Origin of the sequence: Streptomyces sp. cg40 (assembly GCF_050320165.1) — a bacterium.
GTDB classification, from domain to species: Bacteria; Actinomycetota; Actinomycetes; order Streptomycetales; family Streptomycetaceae; genus Streptomyces; species Streptomyces hokutonensis.
This window is the reverse complement of the sequence record NZ_CP190128.1, coordinates 3,253,118-3,275,142: the sequence shown is the minus strand read 5'-3', so window position 1 is coordinate 3,275,142 and position 22,025 is coordinate 3,253,118. Positions and strand designations below refer to the sequence as shown.

Sequence of the window (22,025 nt, the reverse complement as noted above, 5' to 3'; positions counted from 1 at the left end):
CCTCAGGGCCAGAGCACCCTACCCGTGACACAAGCACACCCACGCAACAGGCATAGTAGGGGGCGGGTCTGACACCAGAGGTATCAGAGGCAACCGGGGGCGGGGGACGTATCTCCACAGGTCCTCCACGGCTCCGCACGGGGAGAGAGCGGACACAGATGGCATCACGGCGCGACGAACTCAACGCCTACACCTTCGCGAAGCGCCGCACGCTCGCGTCCTTCCTGCAGCCGTCCCCGACGGGCTCGGAAGAGGGAGCGCCGAAACCGCTGGGCGCAGTGGTGCCCGGCGTCGTCGTCGGCGTGGTGATCCTCGCGGTGTTCGGCGGCATCGGCATGTTCAAGCCGACGGCGCCCCAGGGGTGGGCCGACGTCGAGTCGCACGTCATCGTCGCGAGCAAGTCGACCACCCGGTACGTGGTGCTGAAGACGGGCAAGGAGGCCCAGCTCCACCCCGTTCTCAACATGGCCTCCGCCAAACTCCTCCTGGATCCCGGCAAGGACAGCGTCATCACCGTCAAGGAGGACATCCTCGACAACGGGAAACTCCCGCACGGTGCCACGGTGGGCATCCCGTACGCCCCCGACCGTCTGCCCGACCCCGACGAGGCCGAGGCGGCGAAGCGCTGGGCGGTCTGCGAGAGCCCGTCGGCCGGCGGCCGGTCCATCCAGAAGGCGGCGTTCGTCCTCGCGAAGAAGGACTGGTCCAGGACCGACGGCAGCGGCAGGCTCTCCGGCGGCGACCTGATGTACGTCGTGGGCCCGGACGGCAAGCACCAGTACGTCGTCGACGCCAAGGGCACCGCCTACCCGATCGCCGACCCCTCCGACAAACAGGTTCTCAAGGCCCTCGACACCCAGAGCCGCGCGCCGCAGCGCGTCTCCCAGGAGTGGCTCGACACCCTCCACAAGGGCGACCCGATCGAGATCCCGAAGATCAACGGCGTCCCGGGCGCGCAGGCGAACGCCCTCGCCGCGCCGGAGGTGAAGAAGTACGACAGGGTCGGCATGGTCATCAGCGCCAACGACGGCCAGGCGCGCAAGTACTACGTGGTGCTGCCCGGCAAGGTGGCCGGCATCTCGGAGTTCGTCGCCACGCTGCTGCTCAACAGCCCGGCCCTCCTCAACGCCGGGCAGACGGGCGAGGCACAGCCGGTCAGCCCTGGCGCGGTGACCGACAGCGCGACCTTCGAGGCCGACAAGAACTGGCCGACGTACGCACCGACGACGGTCAACGACGGCACCAGCGCCGCGAACGGCCGCAACACGGTCTGCAATGTGCTGCGTTCGGTCGGCAAGAACAACCGCACGACCCTCTCCACCTGGGTGGGCACGGACTTCCCCGCCCCCCTCCCCACCGGCTCCTCCAGCGCCTACGTCACCGCCGGCTCCGGCCAGCTCTACCGCCAGGTCATGGGCACCGAGGCCGACGCGGGCCCGGTCTTCCTGGTCACCGACACGGGCCTGCGGTACGCGCTGCAGTCCAACAGCGACAGCGCCACCGACGACAGCGGCATCGGTACGACGGCCAAGCAGCGCAAGGAGGAACTGAGCGAGGCCAGGATCGCCCAGACCCGCCTCGGCTACGAGAAGGTCACCCCCACCCCCGTCCCCGCGGAGTGGTCGACGTTCCTGCCGACGGGCCCCCGCCTGTCGGAGGCGGCGGCACGGCAGCCGCAGGGTTCGTAAGGGTTCGCAGGCGAGACGGGGAGGGGTTCAACTCATGCTGATCGCGCGGATGTTGAGGGTGACGGTGACGGCCTCGATGATGGCCGTACCCCTGTCGATGTCACCTCTGCTGGTGACTCCGGTGTGGGCGGACGACGGCCAGTGCACGTTCCCGTCGAAGGACTACACGGGCCGCCCGTGGGCCCTCCAGCGCGTCAATCTCGACGAGTTGTGGGCGGAGTCCACCGGCAAGGGCGTCAAGGTGGCCGTGATCGACACGGGCGTCGACGTGAAGAACAAGCAACTCAAGTCGGCGGTCGACGCGTCCAAGGGCGAGAACCTGCTGCCCTCCAAGAACTCCAAGGGCGAGACGATCGACCGCGGCAACAGCCAGGGCACCACCGACACGGTCGGCCACGGCACCCGGGTGGCAGGCATCATCGCGGCCCGCCCCGCCAAGGGCACCGGCTTCGTGGGCCTGGCCCCCGACGCGACGATCATCCCGATCAAGCAGAACGACGCGGAGGGCGACGGTACGGCCGCCACCCTCGCGACGGCGATCCGCGACGCGGTGGCCAAGGGCGCCGGCGTCATCAACATCTCCCAGGACACGGCGAACGCCGTGGCCCCCGACGACCGCCTCCGCCAGGCCGTCGACTACGCCCTCGCGCAGCGCGTCGTGGTCGTCGCCTCGGCCGGCAACGACGGCCTCGGCGGCAACGTCCAGATCACCTACCCGGCCTCCTACGACGGCGTCCTCGCCGTAGCGGCCTCCGACCGCAACAACGAACGCGCCTCCTTCTCCCAGTCCGGCGAGTTCGTCGGCGTGGCCGCACCCGGCGTCGACATGATCTCCACGGTCCCGGGCGGTGGCCACTGCTCCGACAACGGTACGAGCTTCTCGGCGCCCTATGTCGCGGGCGTGGCCGCCCTGTTGAAGGCCAAGTACCCGCACTGGACGGCCCGCCAGATCGTCGCCCAGATCGAACAGACCGCGGAACGCTCGATCCCCGGCCACGACCGCCTCGTAGGCTGGGGCGTCGTCGACCCGGTCAAGGCCCTCACAGACGTGGACCCCGAACACCCCGTCGAATCCCCCGCCCCCGAGGGCGGAGTCTCCAAGGCCGAGGCCCCGTCGGTGACCCCCCTCCACTTCGGCGAAACGGCGGACGAACGGAACACGCGGCTGGGGACGTATGTGGTCGTGGGCGGGTTGCTGGCGGTGGCGGGGCTGGGGGGGTCCGCGGTGGCGGTGCGGGATGCGCGTCGGCGGCGGGGGCGGGTTACGGGCGCGGTGGACGACTGACGGGCGCGCGTCCGTTTGTCAGCCGGTCCGACTGACGGACGCGACCATCATCAGCCTTGCCATGGCGGTCACCCTCGCGGGTGACGATGAGCATGATGCCCCACTCGACCAGGGCCTGAGGCAGTTCGAGTGGGGCAGGGCAATCACAGGATCAGTGGCCACGCTGAAAAGGCTTACTGACCATAAAAAGGTGCGTCATTGTTGGCTCACGAGCTCTTGCCGCAGGGCTGCTGTTTCTTGAACGCGGATGTGTAGCCCAATATCAGATCCTTCATGGCGGATTCTTTCTGATGCGCAGGCTTGAGGACCCTGACCACAATGGTGATGTCTTCGTCACCGCTCTCTCCGCCGCGGCACTTCACCACCGATATCCCGACCCGGTCCGAATAGGCGACACTGCGCTGCTCTGCGGACTTCGGTTGATTGACGCCGAACCGGTCCCGTGCGATGTCATAGGCTGAGGCGCCGACATCCCGGTGCTCCTGCTCCAGTGAGAGCACCATGTCACCGTCCACGCTCGCCTTGCAGGTGGTGAGAGCATCGGGAACCGGAGTGGCCTCGTCCACTGTCAGGCGTTTGCCGACCGGCAGCAGTTGTGAGAGCGCGGGAGCGGGAACGGACACTCCGCACAAAGAGGTCGGGAGAGTGTATTCCCGTTTCTGTTCTTCGGAGCAGCCGACAACTGTAGCCATGACCACTGCGGCGCAGACGAGGAGTCCAGAAAACTTGGGTCTCAATTTGCGTCACTCTCCGAATTCCACTGCGCACCGTCCGAGTGGCTGATGCCTGCTGCCGTGCGAGCGGCCCGCTTGATGGCCTCCGCCGTTTTCCAGTCGATGTCGTTGTTGTCGACGAGCGCGCGTGACACCGCCTCGTCCGCCGACCGAATGGCCCCCGACCGTCCGTCGGAGTACTCGGCGCCTGCTTCCGCGTCGGCCTCGGTCGTCGTGTCCTGTTCGATGCTCTTCATGACGGATTCCTGGATATCCTCGGAAGCCCAACCGAGAACGGTACCTGCAATGGGCACGCGCTCTCCGACCGTGTCGACGCCCATTCCGAGGATCCGGTCCACCCACTTCTGTTTCTCCGCCGCGGACTCATTGAATTCAGTGTCCGAGGCCGTGTGGTACTTGTAGATCGAGTCGGCGCGTGAGTCGCTCATGATGCCGGCCATTGCCGAGCCGGGCGCGACCGCGTCTCGGATCTGTCCGTCCAACGATGCGGCCGACCTGCCGTCTCCGTTGATGACATGGTCCACCACGTCTGTCGTATAAGCCTGTTGCGCGGTCGTGATGGCCGCATAAGCGTCGGGGTCCTGCCCCACCTCGCTCAGGAACTGCTGTGCGTGCCCCGGGTTGAGACCGGCCGCCTGGCCGAACGTGGGGAACATGTCGCTGGACGAGTTTTCCTCGTACATGGCCCGTTGGAAATCCCCCATGTACTCGGCGGTGATGTCTCCAAGACTGGCCCGCATGCCGTAGAGAGCCCCGGATTCCTCGTCGATGTCGCCGTTCTCGTTGTGCCGGATGAGTTCCGGGTGCTCGCCGAATTTGTCGACGATCTCCCGAACCAGGTCGGCACGCGCCTGAGTGTGCTTGATCGCGTCACCGGCATCGTCGTCGTACGGCCGCCCGGTCGTCGCCGACTCCAGTGCGTGCCCGAGGGCTTCGGGGCCGAAGGTCAGTGCGTTCTTCGTCTTGTCCTCGTCGGCGAGGATGTTCGTGTCGTTGGTGTCGACCGTCCAGTCGAAGTTCTCGTCGGTGAACAGATCGAGGTACGAAGTGAACCCCGGGCTGCCGCCCTTCACCGTGCCGTCCTCGTTGTACGCGGTCGGCGATTCGGTGAAGAACTTCTCCGAGGCCTCCGGACTGTGCCCGAGCGCCTCCAGCACGCTGTTCAGCGGGTCGTTGCCCGACCCCAGCTTGCCCGAGGGATTGAAGCCGTAGACGTCCTCCTGGCCCGGGGCCTTGTTGTTGAGGAAGAAGTACGGGTCCTTCTTGTGGAGTTGGGTGACGTGCTCGGCGATCGGGTCGAGGAACCGGGGGTCGTAGTTGCCGTAGCGCAGCAGGCCGCCGAGGACCTGATAGCCGTACGGCTTGTTCCACTGCCCTTGCTCCCAGCCGATCTGCTGGGTGCCCAGGCGACGGAAATCGGCTCCCCAGCTTGCGGGCAGATGGTTCCGCGTGTCCGGGTCCGTGGCGTTGGCCAGCGCGAACCCCATGTTCTGCTGAAGGTCCTTCATCGCGTTCAGCCGGAGCTTGCTCGCGTCGGGGCTCGTCCCGTCGATGGACATCTCGGCGTAGAACTCGAGTGTCTTCTCCGGCCCACCCAGCCCCTGGTAGAACTCGGTCGCGAACTCCCCGTCCTTCTCACGGCCGTTGAAGCGCATCAGCCGGTTGAACTCCTGAAGTTCCGCGTCGCTCATCTTGTCGCCCTTGCGGGCGAGTTCAAGGGCGCGTTCGGCCTGGGCGTCGTTCAGGGACTCGTATGTGCTGTGGCCCGCGTTGTGGGCGTCGCCGCCGTGGCTCTTGCGAAGGGCCCGGGCGACCGAGGCGTCGACCTCCGCGGCATGGGAGAGGATTCCGTTGATCCGGTTCTCCAACTCCCGTTTGGCGTCGAGCTGTTCCTGGGTGCGCTCGTCGGTGTCGCCGCGGACGTGGGGGAAGATGCAGACGACCTTTCCGTCCCCGATGTCGTTGACGCGTACGCCGAGAGCGCTCGCGTCCTTCCCCGAGGCGTCCTTGACCTGCTTCTGGAGCTGGACGAGTTCCGGATGCCCGTCGGCGAGCACCTGGTAGATGCTGTTGGCCTCGGCGTGGAGATCCGAGACCTCCTTCGCGGTCTTCGCGATGAAGCCACGGGTCACAGTCGCGTTGACACCGGCCCACTGCGCGGAGTCCGACTTCGCCTGCATGCCCGTGCGGGCGTTCTCCGCCGCCGTCTTGAGACTGTCGACGGTCTTCTTCCAGTCCGCCACAGCCGTACCGAGCTTGTCGAGATCGACCTCGACGAGGTCCGTGAAGGTGAGAGCCACAGCCGGTTCCCCTACTTGAAGTACTCGTTGAGTTTCGACACCGATACGGCCGAGCCGTCGCTGGCACGAAGGACGGTTCCGATTTCCGCGTCGTCCTCGGCGTGACGCTTCTTGCTGTAGTCGAGGTGGTCCGAGATGTGCGCACAGGCCTGAAGCACGGACTTGACCTGGGAGGTCCACACCTCGACGGTCGTCTCCAGGGCGCTGCCTGTCTCGAAGCCGCGGGACTTCAGCGCCCCGGCGGCCTGCGCGGTCGAGCCGGTGCCGTCCTTGCCGGCCCCCGCGGCGGCGATGTCCGCTCCGGAGCGGATGTCGTCGTAGAGGATGCGCGCCTCATGTCCTACGGCACCGAGGTCGTCCTGGTGCGCGACGAGGTCCCCGGAACCTCCGCCTCCGCCGTCCGGCGCCAACTGGTTGAGACGCATGTGGGTCGACTGCCGCTCAGCCGCCCGGGACTTGAGCTGCTCCCACTCCTCCCACGCCATGCGTGGACCCCTTCCCCGTGTGCTCTGCCGCAGGCGCCTCCGCTCGACGAGCGTGGCCGCCTCCGCACTGTCGCGCGGTCAAGTTAGCAACCCGGCCCGGGCAAAGTCCGGGTCATATCCGTATTGGCCCGATTGTCCCCGCGTGAAGTTTCGAAGGAGATGCCCTGGTCGGCTCCGTCGGGACCTGGCGTCAAGCGGGCGGTGGGCCGCGCCCGCGAACTGTCGGCCGGTTTTCCGGCCCCACGGCGCTTGATCAGTGGTACGGCGCTCTCGGCCTCTTCCGAGTCCTGGCCGTACGTCGTCTCCGCCTGCTGCACACGGGAGTTGTCGAGGATGCCTCGCGTTTCGGCACCGACCGCCATGACGTCACGGGCGTGGTTCATGCGGGCCTCGCTGGTGGCCGGGTTCGCGTCCAGCATGCTCAACGTATAGAGGTGCTGAGCGGCCGTCACGCCCTTGTGCGAGTCCTCGTTCTGCCCGAGGACGCTCAGGAAGTCGATGGCTCCCTGGTTCCCGAACCGGGCGCGTCCGGCGTACTGGGCGGGGAAGTCGCTCGCGTCCTTGCCGTGGTCGCCGATGCCGGACAGCTCGTAGTCGATGTCATCGATGTACGCGCCGCCCATCTTGCCCAGGCTGTCGGCGAGATCGGGCTGGTCGTGCAGCAACTTCGGGCCGTCCTCGCCTCCGTAGAGATAGGCCACCTGCTCCATCACGGCCGCGGTGGAGGCCGTGCGATGGTTACCCCCGGCCTTCACCGCGTCCGCGGTCGCGTCGTACGAGTATCCGGTCGTGGCGGCTTCGAGAGTATGGCCGAGGGAGTCCCGCCCGGCGATGAAGTCGTGGTCGCCTTCCACGGTGGCGTCGGACACCCTGACACGTTCCTGGGTCAGGTACTTGAGGTGCTCGTTGACCTCGGAGTTCGCGTCGACGGTGTCCCTGTCCACGGCTCCCTCCGGTACATCGGGCCGCGCGAGGAACTGCTCCGACGCTCCCGGATTGTGTCGCAGAGCCTCCAGGAAGCCTGTCACCGGGTCTCGGCCGCGATCGTTCTTGTAGCCCCAGCTAGTTGAGGTCTCCCTGGTTGGCGTTGTTGACCCAGAGGCTGATGCCCTCGCCGTTGACCTGTTTGTCGTAGGCGAGGAGCTTGTCGCCGTAGTCGTTGAGGAACTGGTCGTCGTAGTCGCCGAAGCGCATGAGATTGCTCATGACGGCATAGCCCGTCGGATTGCTCGCGTCGTCGATGCCGAGCTGGTCCGGGCCGAGCTTGGTCATCTGGCTCTGCTCTCCCAGCTCTGCATCCTGTCGCTGTCGGAGAGCGTGGCCCGGCCGATGGTGATGCCCAGGTTCTTCTGGAGCTGCTTGGCCTGCTCGCCGCGGGCGTGGTCGTAGCCCCCTTGGTACGGGTCGGCGATGCCGGCATAGAAGGTGAGGAGCTTCTTGGGGCCCACCTGCTCGGCGAACTCCTCTGCGAAGAGAGGGTCGTTCTTGTACTTGGCCAGGGCGGCGTTGAGGCTCGCGAGTTCCGTGTTCGTCACGTCGTGCGGGTTCTTGGCGAGGATCTTGGCCATCGCGTCGGCGTCGGCGATCGCCTTGGCCGCGGCGTCCCGGTTCTCGTAACTGGCTTCGGAGAAGCCGTACTTGGCCTGATCGACGATGAGGCGCAGTGCCTTGGCCGCGGTGGAGTCGCTCTCGGCGGCCTTGGTGAGGATCCGCTGGATCTCGTCGCGTAGGGCGTCGACTTCCTGCTGGTCTACGGCGTCGGACCGGCCGCTGGGATCGGAGGCCCAGCCGGGGCGGGTGGTCCGGGTGACGACGAAAGTGCCCTGGCCGGTGTCCAGTACCGTCAGGCTCTTCTTCTGGCCGCCCGCGACGGCTTCGTTCAACCGGTCGCGGTAGCCGACGAGTTCGCCCCGGGTATCACTGAGGATGTTGGCGACGGTGTCCGCCTGGGTGTGGGCGTCCGCGAACTCGCCCGCCGTCTTGTCGATGAACTCACGGGTGACAGTGGCGTTGACGCCGGCCCAATCCGCCTTGTCGGCCTTGCCCTTGAGGTTCTTGTCGGCGTCGGTGGCGAGCGTCTTGAGCTTCTTCGCCATGTTCTGCCAGTCGGTGATCGCCTCGTCGAGCTGGTGGAAGTTGCCGTGGCGGAGCGCGTCGAGATCCATCGGTTCGGCTGCCCTTCCGCTCGTCGAAGCCCTGGTCGAGCGTGGCGATGCTGCTGAGCGTGCCCGCGATGTACGTCTCGTCGCCCGCGTGCGCGCCCTTGGTGTAGTCGAGGTGGTCGAGGTGGTTGGAGATGTGGGCCGTCGCGTCGAGGAGCGACTGGACCTGGTCCACCCAGTGCTCGGCGACGCGGTCCAGCGCCGAACCGATCCCGTAGCCCTCGCTCTTGAGGCCGTCGCCGGCCTTGATGGAACTCATCCGGGCGAGGTCGCTGTCGTGCTGGAAGGCCTGGTGCAACTCGTACGCCGCGTCGCCGACCGCGGCGAGGTCGCTCTGGCTGACCCGCAGGTCACCTTGCGGATTGCCGCCGCCGGGATTGGCCGGGATCGAGTTGAGTTGCATGTGCGTGGAGCTCTGCCGGCGCGCCAGCGCGTCGCCTTTGAGCTGCTCCCAGTCCCAGCCCACCGGTGGTCACCTTCCCCCGTGCTCTGCCTTCGGTGCACCGGTCGGCAGGCGATGCCGTCTCCTGTTCACGATGATTGGTCAAGTTAGCAACCCATGCCGAGGAAAATTGGAGCCGTGTCCGATGTGTGCGGATTGTTGATCGTGAAGGTTCGGGCGGGTGCCCAGCGAGTGATGGGCCGACGGATGGTGGCTGCATACGTGCTTGATACGTGCTTTCTGGTCGGCATCGGAAGGCTCCGGTCGCCGAAACCGGGCCGCTGCCGGCGTGTGACTCGACCGGGCGCCCCCTTTCGGCACCGATGCGCCCCGAGTGGCGCGTGGGAGCCGTGGTGATCCGGGGCGACCGGTCGCGTGTGGGAATTCCATGAAGATCGCAACGAGGGCCCGTCCGGCGGCATCCGGCGTGGTCGCGCGGGCTCGGACCTCCGGCGGGGCGTCGGTATCCCGGACGCGTGATCCATAAGTCGTAAAGTGACAAAACCGGCAGACCGTGGCGTCTGGCCACGTCCCGTAACTGAGTTAACACACAGGCCGGTTGGCCCCGATGTACAGGTTGACTAGAGTGGTAAACGCGTTGTCAGGAGTGGCTCGCTTTGCGATCGTAGGGTGAGCGGTTGATCGTCCTCGGTTCGACGGCGGCCGATGGATGTACGGGGAAACGGGGAGGAGCGTCGTGCTTCCGGCAGACATGGTGGGGGGCGTGTCGGCTACCAGGGCGAAGGACCTGGAGGCGAGCAGCGAAGCGTTGACGGACTTCGTGAACCGCGTGGACAAGGTCCTGCGTGATCTTGAGAGTTCGGCGGGGAATCCGAAACGGGTGGGTGCGCAGACGGTCAGCGCGGGGTCGCTCCACAGGGGTGGGCGAGGTGCATTCCACGAGGCGGACGGCCTGTACGACGAGTACCACGCGGTCCACAACAAGCTCACTGCCCTGTCCAAGACGCTGCATCTGCAGATCGAGGCGATCTGTATCGCCGTGCAGGGTGCCCGGGGCACCTTCGACGGGGTGGAAGAGGATCAGCGTCGGCGGTTCTGGGAGATCCAGACGGAGATCACGAGGATCAACACCGACCCGGGTCCCGAGCGCACCAACACCGCCAACTCCGGGATGAGTGGGTGACGATGACTGACGATCAGCACAAGTGGGACCTGAGCAGGGTCAAGCGCCAGAATCAGTTCACCGACCTGGCTCGGGGTGTCGAGGAGCGCCCGAGAGAGAACGGCCTCCTGGCCGGCCTCTTCTACAACCCTCTGCGCGCGGTGGTCGAGACCACGTCGCAGGGCCAGGCAGTCCATGACTCCGTGCACGGGCCGTCCGACGACCGTCGTACGAACTTCGAGAACCGCCCGCTCAACGAGATGATCGACCTCGTGGAGCGGACGAACCCGGAGGACCTGGAGTCCTCCGGCAAGGCGCTGTGGGACGCGCGCGACGCGATCAAGGCGGCGGCCGACGAGCTCAGCGGTCACATCGACAAGGTCCAGTGGGCCGGGAAGTCGGGCGACGCGTTCCGTAAGTGGGGGAGTGAGCTCGTCACCCAGACGCATAGTCTGAGTACTTTCGCCGGGGGAGCGGGCGATCAGATCACCGCCGCTGCCATGGGACTGGCGTCCGTGCGCAGTGCCATGCCCTCTCGCGACACGGAGGCGGAGCGGAAACACCCCACGACGTTCACGGCGGCCGAGAAGGTCGCGAACAAGGACGAGTACGCGGCGGCCGTACGCGTGGAGAAGGATCGCCAAGAGGCGATCAACCAGATGAACCGGCTGTCGTCGTACTACGTGGTGTCCAAGGACGAGCTGGCGGCTTTGAACAGCAAGGCGCCTGAGTTCACGGATATGCCGGATGTGGGCGTGCCGCGACCTGTTACGACGCTAAGGCGCGTCGACGACTCCCCGAAGTCAGGTGGGGACCACGTGCAGGGGACAAGTACGGTCAGTGCCGCGGGACATCACACCCCGGTCGTGTCGGCCACGGGTGATTCAGGCAAGCACGTCGTGAGCGACGTCACGCCGCCTGTCAAGCACGTCACCAGTCACGTCGCACCTCCTGGCGTTCCCACGCATACGAATATCGACAGCGTGGGCACATTGCCACCGGCAACCACTACACCTACGACGGTCCACAATCCGCCGGTCACAGGTACCCCAGTCCCTGGGGGCGGTCAGGCCAACGCCTTCGACAGCGCCTTCGGAACCCCCCTGCCCAACGGTCCCATGGGCAGGAGCACGGGCGGTTCCGGAGGCTTTCGGAACCCGGTCTCTACGCAAGGGCGCAGTGGTGCATCGGACCTGAGGAATTCAAACACGGGGCGGTCGGCGAACCGCGGGCCCACGAGTCAAATGGGCCGCGCCACCGAGACCGGCCGGTCGCTGGCCAAGGGCTCCGCCGCTGGAGCCAAGTCGTCCCCGATGGGTCGTGGTGTCACCGGCGGTACCCCGAGAGCGAACGGTACGGCGACTCCGCGCGCCAACGGTGGTTCGGCCACCGGTGCCGGTCGTTCGAACGGGGTGGTGGGCGGACGGCCCACATCCGGTACCGGCAATTCGGCGAAGGGCGGGTCCAGGATCCCTCGCGGCAACGTCATCGGAGCCGAGGAAGCGGCCGGTTCTCGGTCCGCGCCTGGTCGGCCGGGGCAGCGTGGCGTCTTCGGAACGCCCGATGCTGCTGCGCGGCCGACATCGAGGGCACGTGGCGGTACGGGCGCGTCTGAGACCGTTACGGGGGTGCCCACCGAACGTACATCCGTTGCCCGAGCCGAACGGAACGGCATGACGCGTGGTGGCTCCGGCCTCGTACGTGGACCTGGCAAGCAGGGGAAGCCTGGCGACAAGGGACGAGCGGACGGAGCTCCGTGCCCAGACCACCTCGTAGAGGACGAAGAGACACATCTGCCCACCCAGCCGCGGCGCGACGTGCCGCCGGCCGTCAACTGAGCACGAGCGAGGACAGTCAACGTCATGAAGTCAGGGAACAGCCGTCCAGCCCGGAGGGCTGTGCTGCTCAGGACACGTCGTGCCGGACGAGTACGTGCCGTAGGTGCGATCCTCGGCGCCCTGGCCGTAGTGAGCATGGGATTCGCGCCGAATGCCGGCGCTGACGACGTTCAGTCGAAGCAGTGGTACCTGGATGAGATGCAGGTGCACCAGATGTGGAAGGTCAGCACCGGCAAGGGTGTAAAGGTCGCTGTCATCGACAGCGGAGTAAATCCGAATACACCTTCACTGAAGGGCCAGGTCCTCGTCGACGAGGTACCCAAGGCGGTCGCGTACCGCTCGACGGTCGACTACAACGGCCATGGGACAACCATGGCCGAGTTGATTGCGGGTACCGGATCTAACGGTAGCCTGCAGGGGTTGGCGCCGGGCGCGAAGATCGTCCCCTATCGCGCCGTCTTTCAAGGGTTTAAGGCCGGTGCAGTGGAGGAGAAGAAGACTCCCCAGCCGTGGCAGGCGATCAGGGCCGCAGCAGACACCGATGCAAAGATCATCAGCATGTCCTTCGGAGGGTTTGTCAGCCCGGAGTTGGAGGAAGCGGTCAAATATGCCGCTTCAAAAGGGAAGTTGATGGTCGCCGCAGTGGGTAATTCGGGTACGGGGAAAGGGACTGGCAATATCGACTATCCAGCTGCGTACCCTTATGTAGTCGGCATCGCTGCGGTCAACTCGTCGTTCACTGTGACGAAGTTTTCCTCGTACGGAAATTTCGTCGACCTCGTGGCACCCGGTGAGGGAATTCCGGGGTGGTGCGATACCGCCTTCCGTACGTACTGCGACACGGCTGGCACGAGTGCGGCGACCGCCATCGCCTCCGCCTCCGCCGCCCTCATCTGGTCCGCCCACCCCGACTGGACGGTCAACCAGGTCACCCGCTCCCTGATCGACACCGCGAGCCGGACATGGCCGGAGAACGACCCGAGTAAGTACGCCGGTTACGGGTTCGTCCGTCCTCGCATGGTGTTGGAGAACGCCAAGTACGACGCGGGCGCCGCCAACGTCGACCCGCTCGCGAAGGAGAACGGCGGCAACCTGCTGGCCAAGTCGGCGAGTTCCTCCTCGTCGGCCCCATCGACCCCGTCCGCGTCGGCCACGTCAGAGAATCCGGGCAAGGGTTCTACCGGCGGCACCTCAGCCGCAGGATCAAGCGCCGATTCGTCCAACGACAGCAACACACTCTGGATCGCACTCGGCGGTGCTGCCGCCGTGCTCGTCATCGGCGGTGCGGGCGTAGCCGTACTGCGCGCACGGCGTGCCAGGTGACCGGGATTTCCAGCCAGACCACGCATCAGTCAACACAAGAAGGGTGAGCTGACCATGTCCAACAAGCAGAAGCTCGAAGATGCCGCAGTAGTCGATATTCAGAAGCAGATGCTCGACAAGTACGACGGCATCGCCAAGCGCGTGCACGGGCTTCAGGGTGTGATCGACGGGCTCGAGGGTCAGTGGCACGGAATTGGTCGTGCCGCGTTCGACAAGAAGCAGTACGAGATCAACGAGTCGCTGCAGAAGATCGGCACCATTCTCGGTGACGTCATCGAGGCGATGACCGCGACGCGCAACATCAAGGACAGCAAGGAAGACGAGGTCCGCGCGGCGGTCAACAAGATCGACCTTCAGGACGGCGCCCCGACCGTGCCCACGTCCTCGCTCAGCTCCTACTGAGTTCTCACTGAACTCCCACTGAGCCACGACGCCCACAGCCCCATACGAACGAGACGAGGTACACACGCATGAGCCGTAACTCCGACGGCCTTTCCGTCACTTATGACGGGCTGGACTTCGCGGCCACGAAGATCGGCAACGAGGCGAAGCAGCTGGAGCAGGACCTCCAGGAGCTTCGCGCGCTGGTCGTGAAGAGCCAGCAGTACTGGGAGGGTGACGCCCAGGGCACGTTCAACGAGAAGCTGCACCGGTGGGACAAGGAAGCCAACGACATCCACACCGCGCTGACCGGCATCGGTCACGTCGTGTACACGTCGGGCGGTACCTACATGGAAGGCGACAAGAAGGCCGCCAGCTACTTCCAGTAGGACGAGGCACGCAGCAACAACAGCAACGCAGGGTGGGCGCGCGCGGGAGGCGCCCACCCTGTTGCCGTACCTGGCCCCCGCACAAGAGGGTGAGCACGCGCCCGTGCCGGAGGGAGGGGAGTGCAGCACACATGGCTATGGCCAGTGCAACGACTCGGCGGATCGGCCCCTGCACGATCGTCACCCGGCTCGACAGCAACACCGCCGCCCTCACCCCCCCCGCCCTCAACCCCTCACCCCCCCCGCCCTCAACCCCCCACCCCCGAACGCCGTTTCATCGCCCGCAACCCCTACGGTGACCGCACCGTCCTGCTGAGTGCGCCCCTGCCGAAGGCCGACCCAGGGCGGTTCATGGCGGAGGTCGGCACCTCGCGGTAACTGCTCGGGCCCTGGGTGCTGCCAGCCACCGAGCTCGCCGCGCCGGGCGGCGAAGCGTGGCATGCCCGGCCCTACGTGCCCGCGCTGCCCCTCCCCGACGCCCTCGCGGCGAACGGCGGTCCGCTGCCCGAGCGGACCGTGCGCGCGCTCGCCGTAGCGCTGGCCGAGACGCTCGCCGTGCTGCACGGGCAGGAGTTGGCGCGCGGGGGTGTGTCCGGCGGCCGTACCGCTTGCCGCCGACGGGCTCCGGCTCGGTTCCTTCGGGGGGCGGTGCGGCCGCCGCGCCGGACGGTGTGCCGCGCTGGGGAGCGCCGGGCTGGACGCCGGGAGTCTTCCGCCCGAGCAGGCGGCCGGTGGACGGGCGTTGACCCGGAGGCGGCTGCTCACCGGACTCTCCACCACGGGTGTCGTGGTCGCCGCCGGGGGCGGTACGACGGCCTGGCTGCTCGCCACGACGGGCGGCGGCACGAGCGGTGGCGGCTCGAAGAGCAGCCCCTTCACCGTTCCGTCGGTGGTGGCGACCTTCACGCAGAACATGACCGTCGTCGACGACAAGGTCTCCGGTTCCCTGGGCCGGCCCGGCACCCTCTCGACACTGGAGAACGCCGCCGACGTCTACTCGCCGTATCTGCTGCCGGTGCGGGACGTCCTCGTCCTCGGCGCCGCGAACGGCGGGATCGTGGCCTACGGCGTCAAGGACGGCAGACACCGCTGGAGCGCGCCCCGCGTCGTGACGAAGAGCGGCTATCTGTCGCTCTCCGGCGGTCTGGTCGTCGGTACGGACAGCCAGGGCGCGCTGCGTACGTAGGTCCCCTCCACCAGCGGACCCAAGTGGACCTGCCCGGCGGCCGAGGCAACCCAACTCCTCGGCGCCGACGCGGAGTCGGTGTACGTCATCACCAAGGACGACCGGCTGCGCAGTGTGCGCCGCGCGGACGCGAGGGTCGGGTGAACGGCGACGGTCCCGGCCGACTTCCGCAGGAAGGTGTTCGCCCCCGCCCCCGCCACCGCCGTCGGTCCGGGCCGGCTGGTCATGAGGACGACCGACTGAAACTTCCTGGCGGTCGACACGAGCAACGGCCGTATGGCGTGGAATCGCCTCGACCATGTCCCCATCGGGCTCCGGCCGGCCGTCCGCGGCGACACCGGCTATCTCGGCGACTACACCCTGGAGGCGGTGCGGATCGCCGACGGGGAACGGATCTGGAGCGTCAAGCCCCACGGGGACCTCTACCGGGAGCGCTGGGGACCTGTGACGGTCTCCGGGAACAGGCTCTACGCCACGGAGGGCGTCTATCCCGGACGCCTGGACCCGTGCGACGGCAGCCAGTTGTGGTCCGGCTACTCCGAATCCGCGGGCACGGCTTTCTACGCGGGCCGGACGCTGCCGCAGGGGCACGCGGTCTGGTCGATCGGCAGAAGCGTGGTGGACACCGAGCCCATGGAGCTCGACGCCGCGAAGGCGGTCGACGGCGGGTGGCTGTGGCGGTACGAGTTCCCCCGGACCGACTACACCCGCCTCGCCGCCGACGGAAACCGTGTCTTCCTGATGCACGCGAGCAAGGTCGTCGCCCTCAGCACGTTCTGACGAACCAGTCGGCCCACAGGGGGCGTTACTCGTCCGCGTCCGCCACCCGTCCGACCTGAACCAGCGGCTTCCCCCGCTTCCGGGACACGAACACACCCCGCCCGGCAGGCATCGGCCGTGGTCTGACCCCGCCCAGCAGGTCGCCCTCGGCCGGATCGCCCGCCAACACCACGCCCTGGGCGCCGAGTTCCTTCATACGCTGCATGAACGACTCGTAACCGGCGCGCCCCGCACCCGCCGTGGAGCGGGCGATGATGAAGCGCACGCCCACGTCCCGCGCGAACGGCAGGAGTTCGGTCAGACCCGACAGCGGGTTGCCGCTCGACGTGGACACCAGGTCGTAGTCGTCGATGATCACGAAGACCTGCGGGCCCCGCCACCAACTCCGGTCCCGTAGCTGCTGCGGAGTGACGTCCGACGTCGGCGTCCGGCGCTGCATCAGGTCGGCCAGCGCGTCCATGTGATGCTGCATCTGGTTCGACATCGGGATGTACTCGGCGAGGTGCGAGGGCGGGGTCACGCCCAGCAGGGAACGCCGGTTGTCGACCACGAAGAGCTTGCACTCGGTGCCGTCGTAGCGCTCGCCGAGGCGCTTGATCAGCAGCTTGAGCAGGTTCGACTTGCCGGACTCGCTCTCGCCGAAGACCAGGAAGAACGGGTCCTGGTCGAAGTCGACGAACACCGGCTCCAGGTTGTCCTCGTCGAGGGCGAAGGAGATGCCCCGGTTGGGGAAACGGTCGCCCGGAGGAAGCTGGGTCGCCGGGAACTCCCTCGGCAGCAGGCGCACTTCGGGGGCTCCGGGCTCCTGCCAGTGCCGGGCGACCTCGGCCGTGAGGGCCGTCGTCGCCTCCGCGAGGTCCGTGTCGGAGGACAGCCCGTCGATGCGCGGGACCGCCGCCATGAAGTGCTGCTTCTGCGGGGTCTGGCCGCGCCCGGGCACGCCCGTCGGCACGTTGGCCGCGACCTTGCGGTCGAACTCGGAGTCCATCGGGTCGCCGAGCCGCAGCTCCAGCCGGTTCATCAGGTGGTCCTTCATGTTCGCGCGAACCTCCATGGAGCGCGAAGCGGTGAGGATCACATGGATGCCGTAACCGAGGCCGCGGGCCGCGATGTCCAGCACCAGCGGCTCCAACGCCTCGTAGTCCGTACGGAAGTTGCCCCAGCCGTCGATGACGAGGAAGACGTCTCCCCAGGGCTGGTCCGTCACGGAGATGTCGCCCCGCGCGCGGCGGGCGCGGAACTCGGCGATCGAGGAGATCCCGGCCGTACGGAAGTACTCCTCGCGGCGGGTCATCACGCCGTAGACCTCGGCCGCCGTACGCCGGACCTTCTCCGGGTCGAGGCGCGAGGCCACCCCGCCCACGTGCGGCAGACCGGCCACCGCCGACAGGCCGCCACCGCCGAAGTCCAGTGCGTAGAACTGCACTTCGCGCGGGGTGTGGGTGAGCGCGAACGACGCGATGAGCGAGCGCAGCAGCGTCGACTTGCCGGACTGCGGGCCGCCGAGGATCTGCATATGGCCGGCCGCGCCGCCGAAGTCGGTCCACAGCGGGTCGCGCCGCTGCTCGTACGGCTTGTCGACCAGGCCGACCGGGACGACGAGCCGGCCCGCGCCCTCATAGCCGGGCTGCGTCATGCCCCGTCCCGGTACGGCGGCGAGTCCGGGCAGCAGGGAGTCGAGCGACGGCGGGCTGTCCAGCGGGGGCAGCCACACCTGGTGGGCGGCCGGACCCTGCGCCTCAAGTCGCCGCACGATCACGTCGAGGACGGTGTCGGCGAGCGCGTCGTCCTTCTCGTCCGCTGTCGCCTCCTGGCGCTGCCGCGGCACGGGCGCGTACTGCACCGGCACCTGCGCCGCCGTGAACAGCACCGGCCTGCGGTCCACCGGGAGCGGCCCGCCGAGCGCGGCGGCCTGCTGCGAACCGGTCCGGTACACCCCGGAGACGTACGCCGCCTTGAAGCGGACCATCTCGTCGGTGCCGTACTTCAGGAAGCCGGAACCCGGCACGTTCGGCAGCTCGTACGCGTCCGGCACCCCGAGCGCGGCCCGCGACTCGGCCGCCGAGAACGTGCGCAGACCGATCCGGTACGAGAGGTAGGTCTCCAGGCCGCGCAGTCGGCCCTCCTCCAGGCGCTGCGAGGCCAGCAGCAGATGCACGCCCAGGGAGCGGCCGATGCGGCCGATCTGCACGAACATCTCGATGAAGTCCGGCTTGGCGGTGAGGAGTTCGCTGAACTCGTCGATCACCAGGACGAGTGACGGGACGGGCTGCAAGGGAGCGCCCGCGGCGCGCGCCTTCTCGTAGTCGTGGATGTTGGCGTAGTTGCCCGCGTCGCGGAGCATCTCCTGGCGGCGGTTCAACTCGCCGCGGATCGAGTCACCCATACGGTCGACGAGCGTCAGGTCGTCCGCCAGGTTGGTGATGACGGCCGCCACGTGCGGCATCTGCGCCATGCCGGCGAAGGTGGCACCGCCCTTGAAGTCCGCGAGGACGAAGTTCAGCGTCTCCGAGGAGTGCGTCACCGCGAGGCCGAGGACCAGGGTGCGCAGCAGCTCCGACTTGCCGGAACCGGTCGCGCCGACACACAGCCCGTGCGGACCCATGCCCTCCTGGGCCGCCTCCTTGAGGTCGAGCATCACGGGCCGGCCGTCCTCACCGAGCCCGATCGGCACCCGCAGCCGCTCCGCCGTCGAGCGTGGGCGCCAGGTCCGCTTCGGGTCCACGGAGGCCGCGTCGCCCAGGTTCAGCAGATCCGTGAACTCCAGGTTGGCGAGCAGCGGTTCGTCGTCGTCACCGCCCGACACCATGCGCAGCGGCGCCAGTTGACGGGCCAGGGCCTCGGCGGCCTCGTACGACAGCACGTCCGGCGTGCCCTCGTAGACCATGCCGTGGCCCGACTCCAGGCGGAGCTCCTTCGGGTGTACGACGACCGAGAGGTCACCGCGTCCGCTGTTGAGGTCGCCGGGGACGACCTCGACGATCGTCACCCCCTGGAGGCCCTCGGGGCTGGCGAGGAAGGAGGTGGGCGGCAGGGAGACGCCGTCCAACACGACCACCAGATGCGGCTGTTCGGGCACCGGCGCTCCGGCCGGGTGGAAACGCGGGCGGCCTTGGAGGCGGTCCGTGAGCATCTCCTCCAGCTCCGTCGGGTCGGTCGAGATCAGCCGCAGGCTGCCCGCGCCGTCCGCGAGACCCGGCGCCTGCGCGTGCGGGAGCCACTTGGCCCACTCCCACTCGGGCACCGACTCGCGCCCGGTGGCGACGGCGATGACGAGGTCCTCGGGGGAGTGCATCGAGGCGAGGGAGGCGGCGAGGGCGCGGGCGGTGCCGCGCACGGTGGCCGGTTCGCCGCTGATCGTCACGTGGTAGAAGGCGCGCAGCGAGACCGCCATCGGCAGGTCCTCAAGGGTGCCGTGCGTGGCCAGGAAGCGCTGCATCGCGCCCGCGGTCAGCGGCTCCAACTGGTCGACCGGCGCGGTCTCCGGCGGGATCAGCGGAGTGGCCAGACCCTGCGGGCCGAGGCCCACCCGCACCTGTCCGAAGTCCTCGTCGTTCGTGCGGCGTTCCCACACCCGGCTGCCCTCGGCGACCAGCGCCCACAGTTGCTCCGGCGAAGGGTGCAGGTAGTACTGGGCGTCGCGCTGGGCCCGCGCGGTCTCCAGGGCCGTACGCCGGGTCTGCGACAGATAGCGCAGATAGTCACGGCGCATGTCGGCCATCTGCCCCTGGGTGCCCCGGCGGTAGCGCACCAGCATCGAGACGCCCATCGCGACCGTGGACGCGATCATCACCATGCCCATGATCTTCATGAAGGGCCCGGCGCTGGAGTTGAAGAAGAACACCACCGACCCGCCCATGCCGAGCATGGGCAGAAGCTGCATCAGGGCGCCCTCCTGCTGGCCGCGCGGCAGCTCCGGCGGAGCCTGCAGCACGACCTCGTCCGTGGGCACTTCCTTCGGCAGCGACCTCGGCGGGCGCTTGACGACGATCTGGCTCACTACGCACCAATTCCCTTGCCGGACCGAGTTGTTTCGTCCGCCGCCCCGTGTCGGGCGGACGCCGATCCGCACTGCGCGATCCTACTGACAACCACTGACAACGGCGGGCGGTAGGGTGCCCGTGAGACGTGTGAGCAGTTGCGAATCGTTCCGGGAAAACCGGGCAAAACCGCAGTGTTCGCGGCGGGCGGATCCCATTGGGTGCCGGGCGCTACGGCGCGGCCGACCAGCGGGACGGACAGTACGGCGCGACCTGCACAGGATCTTTACGGCGGAACTTCACGGTGGACGCGCGCGGCACCTTCGCGGACCGTCCGTCACTGACAAGGGGGAACAGCAGGTGAGCATCACGGCCTCCGCGCCGGCCGGCGCGGCCGGCGGAACGGGCACCGGACCCTCATCCGGGGCGGGCACGGGCTTCGGTTTCTGCCGGGTCACCATCGTGGCGCCCGACAGCCGGATCGACGTGGCCCTGCCCGACGACGTACCGGTCGCCGACCTGTACCCCGAGATCCTGCGGCTGTCCCAGCAGAGCCTCGCCGAGGGCGCCCCCGTCGGCTACCACCTCGTACGCCGCGACGGCACCGTCCTCGACGGCGCCCGCTCCTTCGCCGCCCAGCGCATCCTCGACGGCGAACTGCTCACCCTGCGCCCCTTCGCCGACTCGCTGCCGCCCGCCGTCTACGACGACGTCTCCGAGGCGGTCGCCGCCGCCGTCACCCGTGACCGTGCCCTGTGGAACGGCGAGTTGACGCGCGCCGCCGGTCTCGTCGCGGGCGGCATCCTGCCCGCACTGCTCGCGTTCGTGGCCTGGAGCTCCCAGATCCACCACGACATGAACGGCCTCCAGGGCATCGTCGCCGGCCTCGCCGGCATCCTCCTCGTCACCATCGCCTGCGTACGCGCGCGCGTGTACGACGACCGGGGCTCGGCGGTCGCCCTGGGCCTGGGGGCGCTCCCGAACATCGCCGTCGCGGGCTCCGGACTGCTCCCCTTCTCCGAAGGAGAAGGTATGGGGCGGCTCCAGTTCCTGCTGGCCTGCGCCGCCGTCCTCGTCGCGGCCGTCGTCCTCACCCTGGTGTCACCCGGCGGCGACGGCCCCTTCGTGGCCTTCGTCTTCGCCTCCGCCATCGGCCTGTTGACGACGTTCGTCGCGACGCTCGCCCACCTGAAGCCCATCGAGACGGCCGCGATCTGCGCCCCGCTATCCGTGTGCGCGCTCGCCTTCCTCCCGGGCCTGTCCATGCGCTTCGCCCGCCTCCCCATCGGCTTCGAACCGCCCAACCCCACCCGCGGCTACGGCGACGGCGAACCCGTGGCCCAGGAGCCCGTCGACGCCGAGCGCATCGCCGCCCGCGCCCGGCGCGGTCACGAACTCCTCGTCGGCCTGGTCGGCGGCTGTGCCCTCGTCTCCGTGGGCGCCTCGATCGTCCTCGGCTTCTCCAGCGACGTGTGGGCCCAGCTCCTCGCCCTCGCCACCGGCATCGCGATGCTGATGCGCGCCCACCTGTTCCGCTACACCGCCCAGGTCGGCGCCACCCTCGCCGCGGGCCTGGCCGCCCTCGTCTTCCTGGGCCTCGGCCTCGCCCTGAACCCGCCGCACGCGTACGTGCGGGACGCGTTCCTCGGCGACCCGAACTCCCTCGACATCCGCAGCGTCTGGCTCGCCGCGGCCGTAGCCGCGTCGACCGCGCTCGTCACCGCGGTCGGCCTGATCACCCCGAAGCGCGGAGTCACCCCCTTCTGGGGACGCTTCCTGGAGATCGCCGAGAGCTTCGTCCTGCTCACCCTGATCCCGCTCTCCCTGGCCGTCTTCGACGTGTACGCGCAGGCACGGGCGATGACCAGCTAGGAGCCGCAGGCATGCGAAAGGGGCGGCACACACGCGTGCCGCCCCTTTTCCACGCCT

The 22,025-nt window shown here is 68.1% G+C and carries 17 protein-coding genes; 10 read left to right on the top strand and 7 right to left on the bottom strand.

Annotated elements, in window-relative coordinates; all coding sequences use genetic code 11:
• Window positions 1-158 precede the first annotated feature (158 nt).
• Complete coding sequence (gene eccB / locus ACQHII_RS14170) at window positions 159-1,688, top strand: type VII secretion protein EccB (RefSeq protein ID WP_427919651.1); 1,530 nt, start codon at window positions 159-161, stop codon at window positions 1,686-1,688.
• Between the two features lie 34 nt (window positions 1,689-1,722).
• Window positions 1,723-2,973: a type VII secretion-associated serine protease mycosin gene (gene mycP / locus ACQHII_RS14165; protein ID WP_427919650.1), complete on the top strand. Its 1,251-nt coding sequence runs from the start codon at window positions 1,723-1,725 to the stop codon at window positions 2,971-2,973.
• A gap of 206 nt (window positions 2,974-3,179) precedes the next feature.
• Here mycP and ACQHII_RS14160 read toward each other — a convergent pair whose 3' ends face one another.
• The 6 genes from ACQHII_RS14160 to ACQHII_RS14135 all read right to left on the bottom strand — a co-directional run bounded on the left by ACQHII_RS14160 (window position 3,180) and on the right by ACQHII_RS14135 (window position 8,657).
• Window positions 3,180-3,596, bottom strand: a complete 417-nt coding sequence (locus tag ACQHII_RS14160) for a hypothetical protein (RefSeq protein WP_427919649.1) — start codon at window positions 3,594-3,596, stop codon at window positions 3,180-3,182.
• Window positions 3,597-3,706: 110 nt separating this feature from the next.
• On the bottom strand, window positions 3,707-6,007 hold the full coding sequence (locus ACQHII_RS14155) for a hypothetical protein (RefSeq protein ID WP_427919648.1): 2,301 nt from the start codon (window positions 6,005-6,007) through the stop codon (window positions 3,707-3,709).
• Window positions 6,008-6,018: 11 nt separating this feature from the next.
• Window positions 6,019-6,492 (bottom strand): hypothetical protein, encoded by a 474-nt coding sequence (locus ACQHII_RS14150; protein ID WP_427919647.1) that lies wholly within the window; start codon window positions 6,490-6,492, stop codon window positions 6,019-6,021.
• 83 nt (window positions 6,493-6,575) lie between these two features.
• Window positions 6,576-7,436: a hypothetical protein gene (locus ACQHII_RS14145; protein ID WP_427919646.1), complete on the bottom strand. Its 861-nt coding sequence runs from the start codon at window positions 7,434-7,436 to the stop codon at window positions 6,576-6,578.
• Window positions 7,437-7,554: 118 nt separating this feature from the next.
• Entirely contained in the window at window positions 7,555-7,764 is a 210-nt protein-coding gene (locus ACQHII_RS14140; RefSeq protein ID WP_427919645.1) for a hypothetical protein, read from the bottom strand.
• Window positions 7,761-8,657, bottom strand: coding sequence for a hypothetical protein (locus ACQHII_RS14135; protein ID WP_427919644.1), 897 nt, complete (start codon window positions 8,655-8,657; stop codon window positions 7,761-7,763). Before ACQHII_RS14135 ends, ACQHII_RS14140 begins: the two co-directional genes overlap by 4 nt.
• 1,163 nt (window positions 8,658-9,820) lie before the next feature.
• On the opposite strand from ACQHII_RS14135, the gene ACQHII_RS14130 reads away from it, so the two are divergent.
• From ACQHII_RS14130 to ACQHII_RS14100, 7 genes are all read left to right on the top strand, one after another.
• Window positions 9,821-10,240, top strand: coding sequence for a hypothetical protein (locus tag ACQHII_RS14130; RefSeq protein WP_427919643.1), 420 nt, complete (start codon window positions 9,821-9,823; stop codon window positions 10,238-10,240).
• A gap of 2 nt (window positions 10,241-10,242) precedes the next feature.
• Complete coding sequence (locus ACQHII_RS14125; protein WP_427919642.1) at window positions 10,243-12,057, top strand: hypothetical protein; 1,815 nt, start codon at window positions 10,243-10,245, stop codon at window positions 12,055-12,057.
• Window positions 12,058-12,192: 135 nt separating this feature from the next.
• Entirely contained in the window at window positions 12,193-13,380 is a 1,188-nt protein-coding gene (locus tag ACQHII_RS14120) for a S8 family serine peptidase (RefSeq protein ID WP_427919641.1), read from the top strand.
• A gap of 54 nt (window positions 13,381-13,434) precedes the next feature.
• Complete coding sequence (locus ACQHII_RS14115; protein WP_200683897.1) at window positions 13,435-13,782, top strand: WXG100 family type VII secretion target; 348 nt, start codon at window positions 13,435-13,437, stop codon at window positions 13,780-13,782.
• Window positions 13,783-13,850: 68 nt separating this feature from the next.
• Complete coding sequence (locus ACQHII_RS14110; RefSeq protein WP_019075424.1) at window positions 13,851-14,150, top strand: WXG100 family type VII secretion target; 300 nt, start codon at window positions 13,851-13,853, stop codon at window positions 14,148-14,150.
• Between the two features lie 742 nt (window positions 14,151-14,892).
• Window positions 14,893-15,336, top strand: coding sequence for a hypothetical protein (locus ACQHII_RS14105; RefSeq protein ID WP_427919640.1), 444 nt, complete (start codon window positions 14,893-14,895; stop codon window positions 15,334-15,336).
• A 276-nt stretch (window positions 15,337-15,612) separates the two neighbouring features.
• A complete protein-coding gene (locus tag ACQHII_RS14100) occupies window positions 15,613-16,116 on the top strand; it encodes a PQQ-binding-like beta-propeller repeat protein (protein WP_427919639.1) in 504 nt (167 codons plus the stop codon).
• 25 nt (window positions 16,117-16,141) lie between these two features.
• Here ACQHII_RS14100 and eccCa read toward each other — a convergent pair whose 3' ends face one another.
• The gene (gene eccCa, locus ACQHII_RS14095) at window positions 16,142-20,116 is read right to left on the bottom strand and encodes a type VII secretion protein EccCa (protein WP_427919638.1); all 3,975 of its coding nucleotides are present in this window, start codon (window positions 20,114-20,116) and stop codon (window positions 16,142-16,144) included.
• A 340-nt stretch (window positions 20,117-20,456) separates the two neighbouring features.
• On the opposite strand from eccCa, the gene eccD reads away from it, so the two are divergent.
• Window positions 20,457-21,968 (top strand): type VII secretion integral membrane protein EccD, encoded by a 1,512-nt coding sequence (gene eccD / locus ACQHII_RS14090; RefSeq protein WP_427919637.1) that lies wholly within the window; start codon window positions 20,457-20,459, stop codon window positions 21,966-21,968.
• Window positions 21,969-22,025: the final 57 nt, after the last annotated feature.

Excerpts from the sequence above, each read along its gene's own strand:
- ACQHII_RS14100 (WP_427919639.1), top strand. The coding sequence starts at position 15,613 with ATGGCGTGGAATCGCCTCGACCATGTCCCCATCGGGCTCCGGCCGGCC.
- eccB (WP_427919651.1), top strand. The coding sequence starts at position 159 with ATGGCATCACGGCGCGACGAACTCAACGCCTACACCTTCGCGAAGCGC.
- mycP (WP_427919650.1), top strand. The coding sequence starts at position 1,723 with ATGCTGATCGCGCGGATGTTGAGGGTGACGGTGACGGCCTCGATGATG.
- ACQHII_RS14140 (WP_427919645.1), bottom strand. The coding sequence starts at position 7,764 with ATGACCAAGCTCGGCCCGGACCAGCTCGGCATCGACGACGCGAGCAAT.
- ACQHII_RS14135 (WP_427919644.1), bottom strand. The coding sequence starts at position 8,657 with ATGGATCTCGACGCGCTCCGCCACGGCAACTTCCACCAGCTCGACGAG.
- ACQHII_RS14115 (WP_200683897.1), top strand. The coding sequence starts at position 13,435 with ATGTCCAACAAGCAGAAGCTCGAAGATGCCGCAGTAGTCGATATTCAG.
- ACQHII_RS14125 (WP_427919642.1), top strand. The coding sequence starts at position 10,243 with ATGACTGACGATCAGCACAAGTGGGACCTGAGCAGGGTCAAGCGCCAG.
- ACQHII_RS14110 (WP_019075424.1), top strand. The coding sequence starts at position 13,851 with ATGAGCCGTAACTCCGACGGCCTTTCCGTCACTTATGACGGGCTGGAC.
- ACQHII_RS14120 (WP_427919641.1), top strand. The coding sequence starts at position 12,193 with ATGGGATTCGCGCCGAATGCCGGCGCTGACGACGTTCAGTCGAAGCAG.
- ACQHII_RS14150 (WP_427919647.1), bottom strand. The coding sequence starts at position 6,492 with ATGGCGTGGGAGGAGTGGGAGCAGCTCAAGTCCCGGGCGGCTGAGCGG.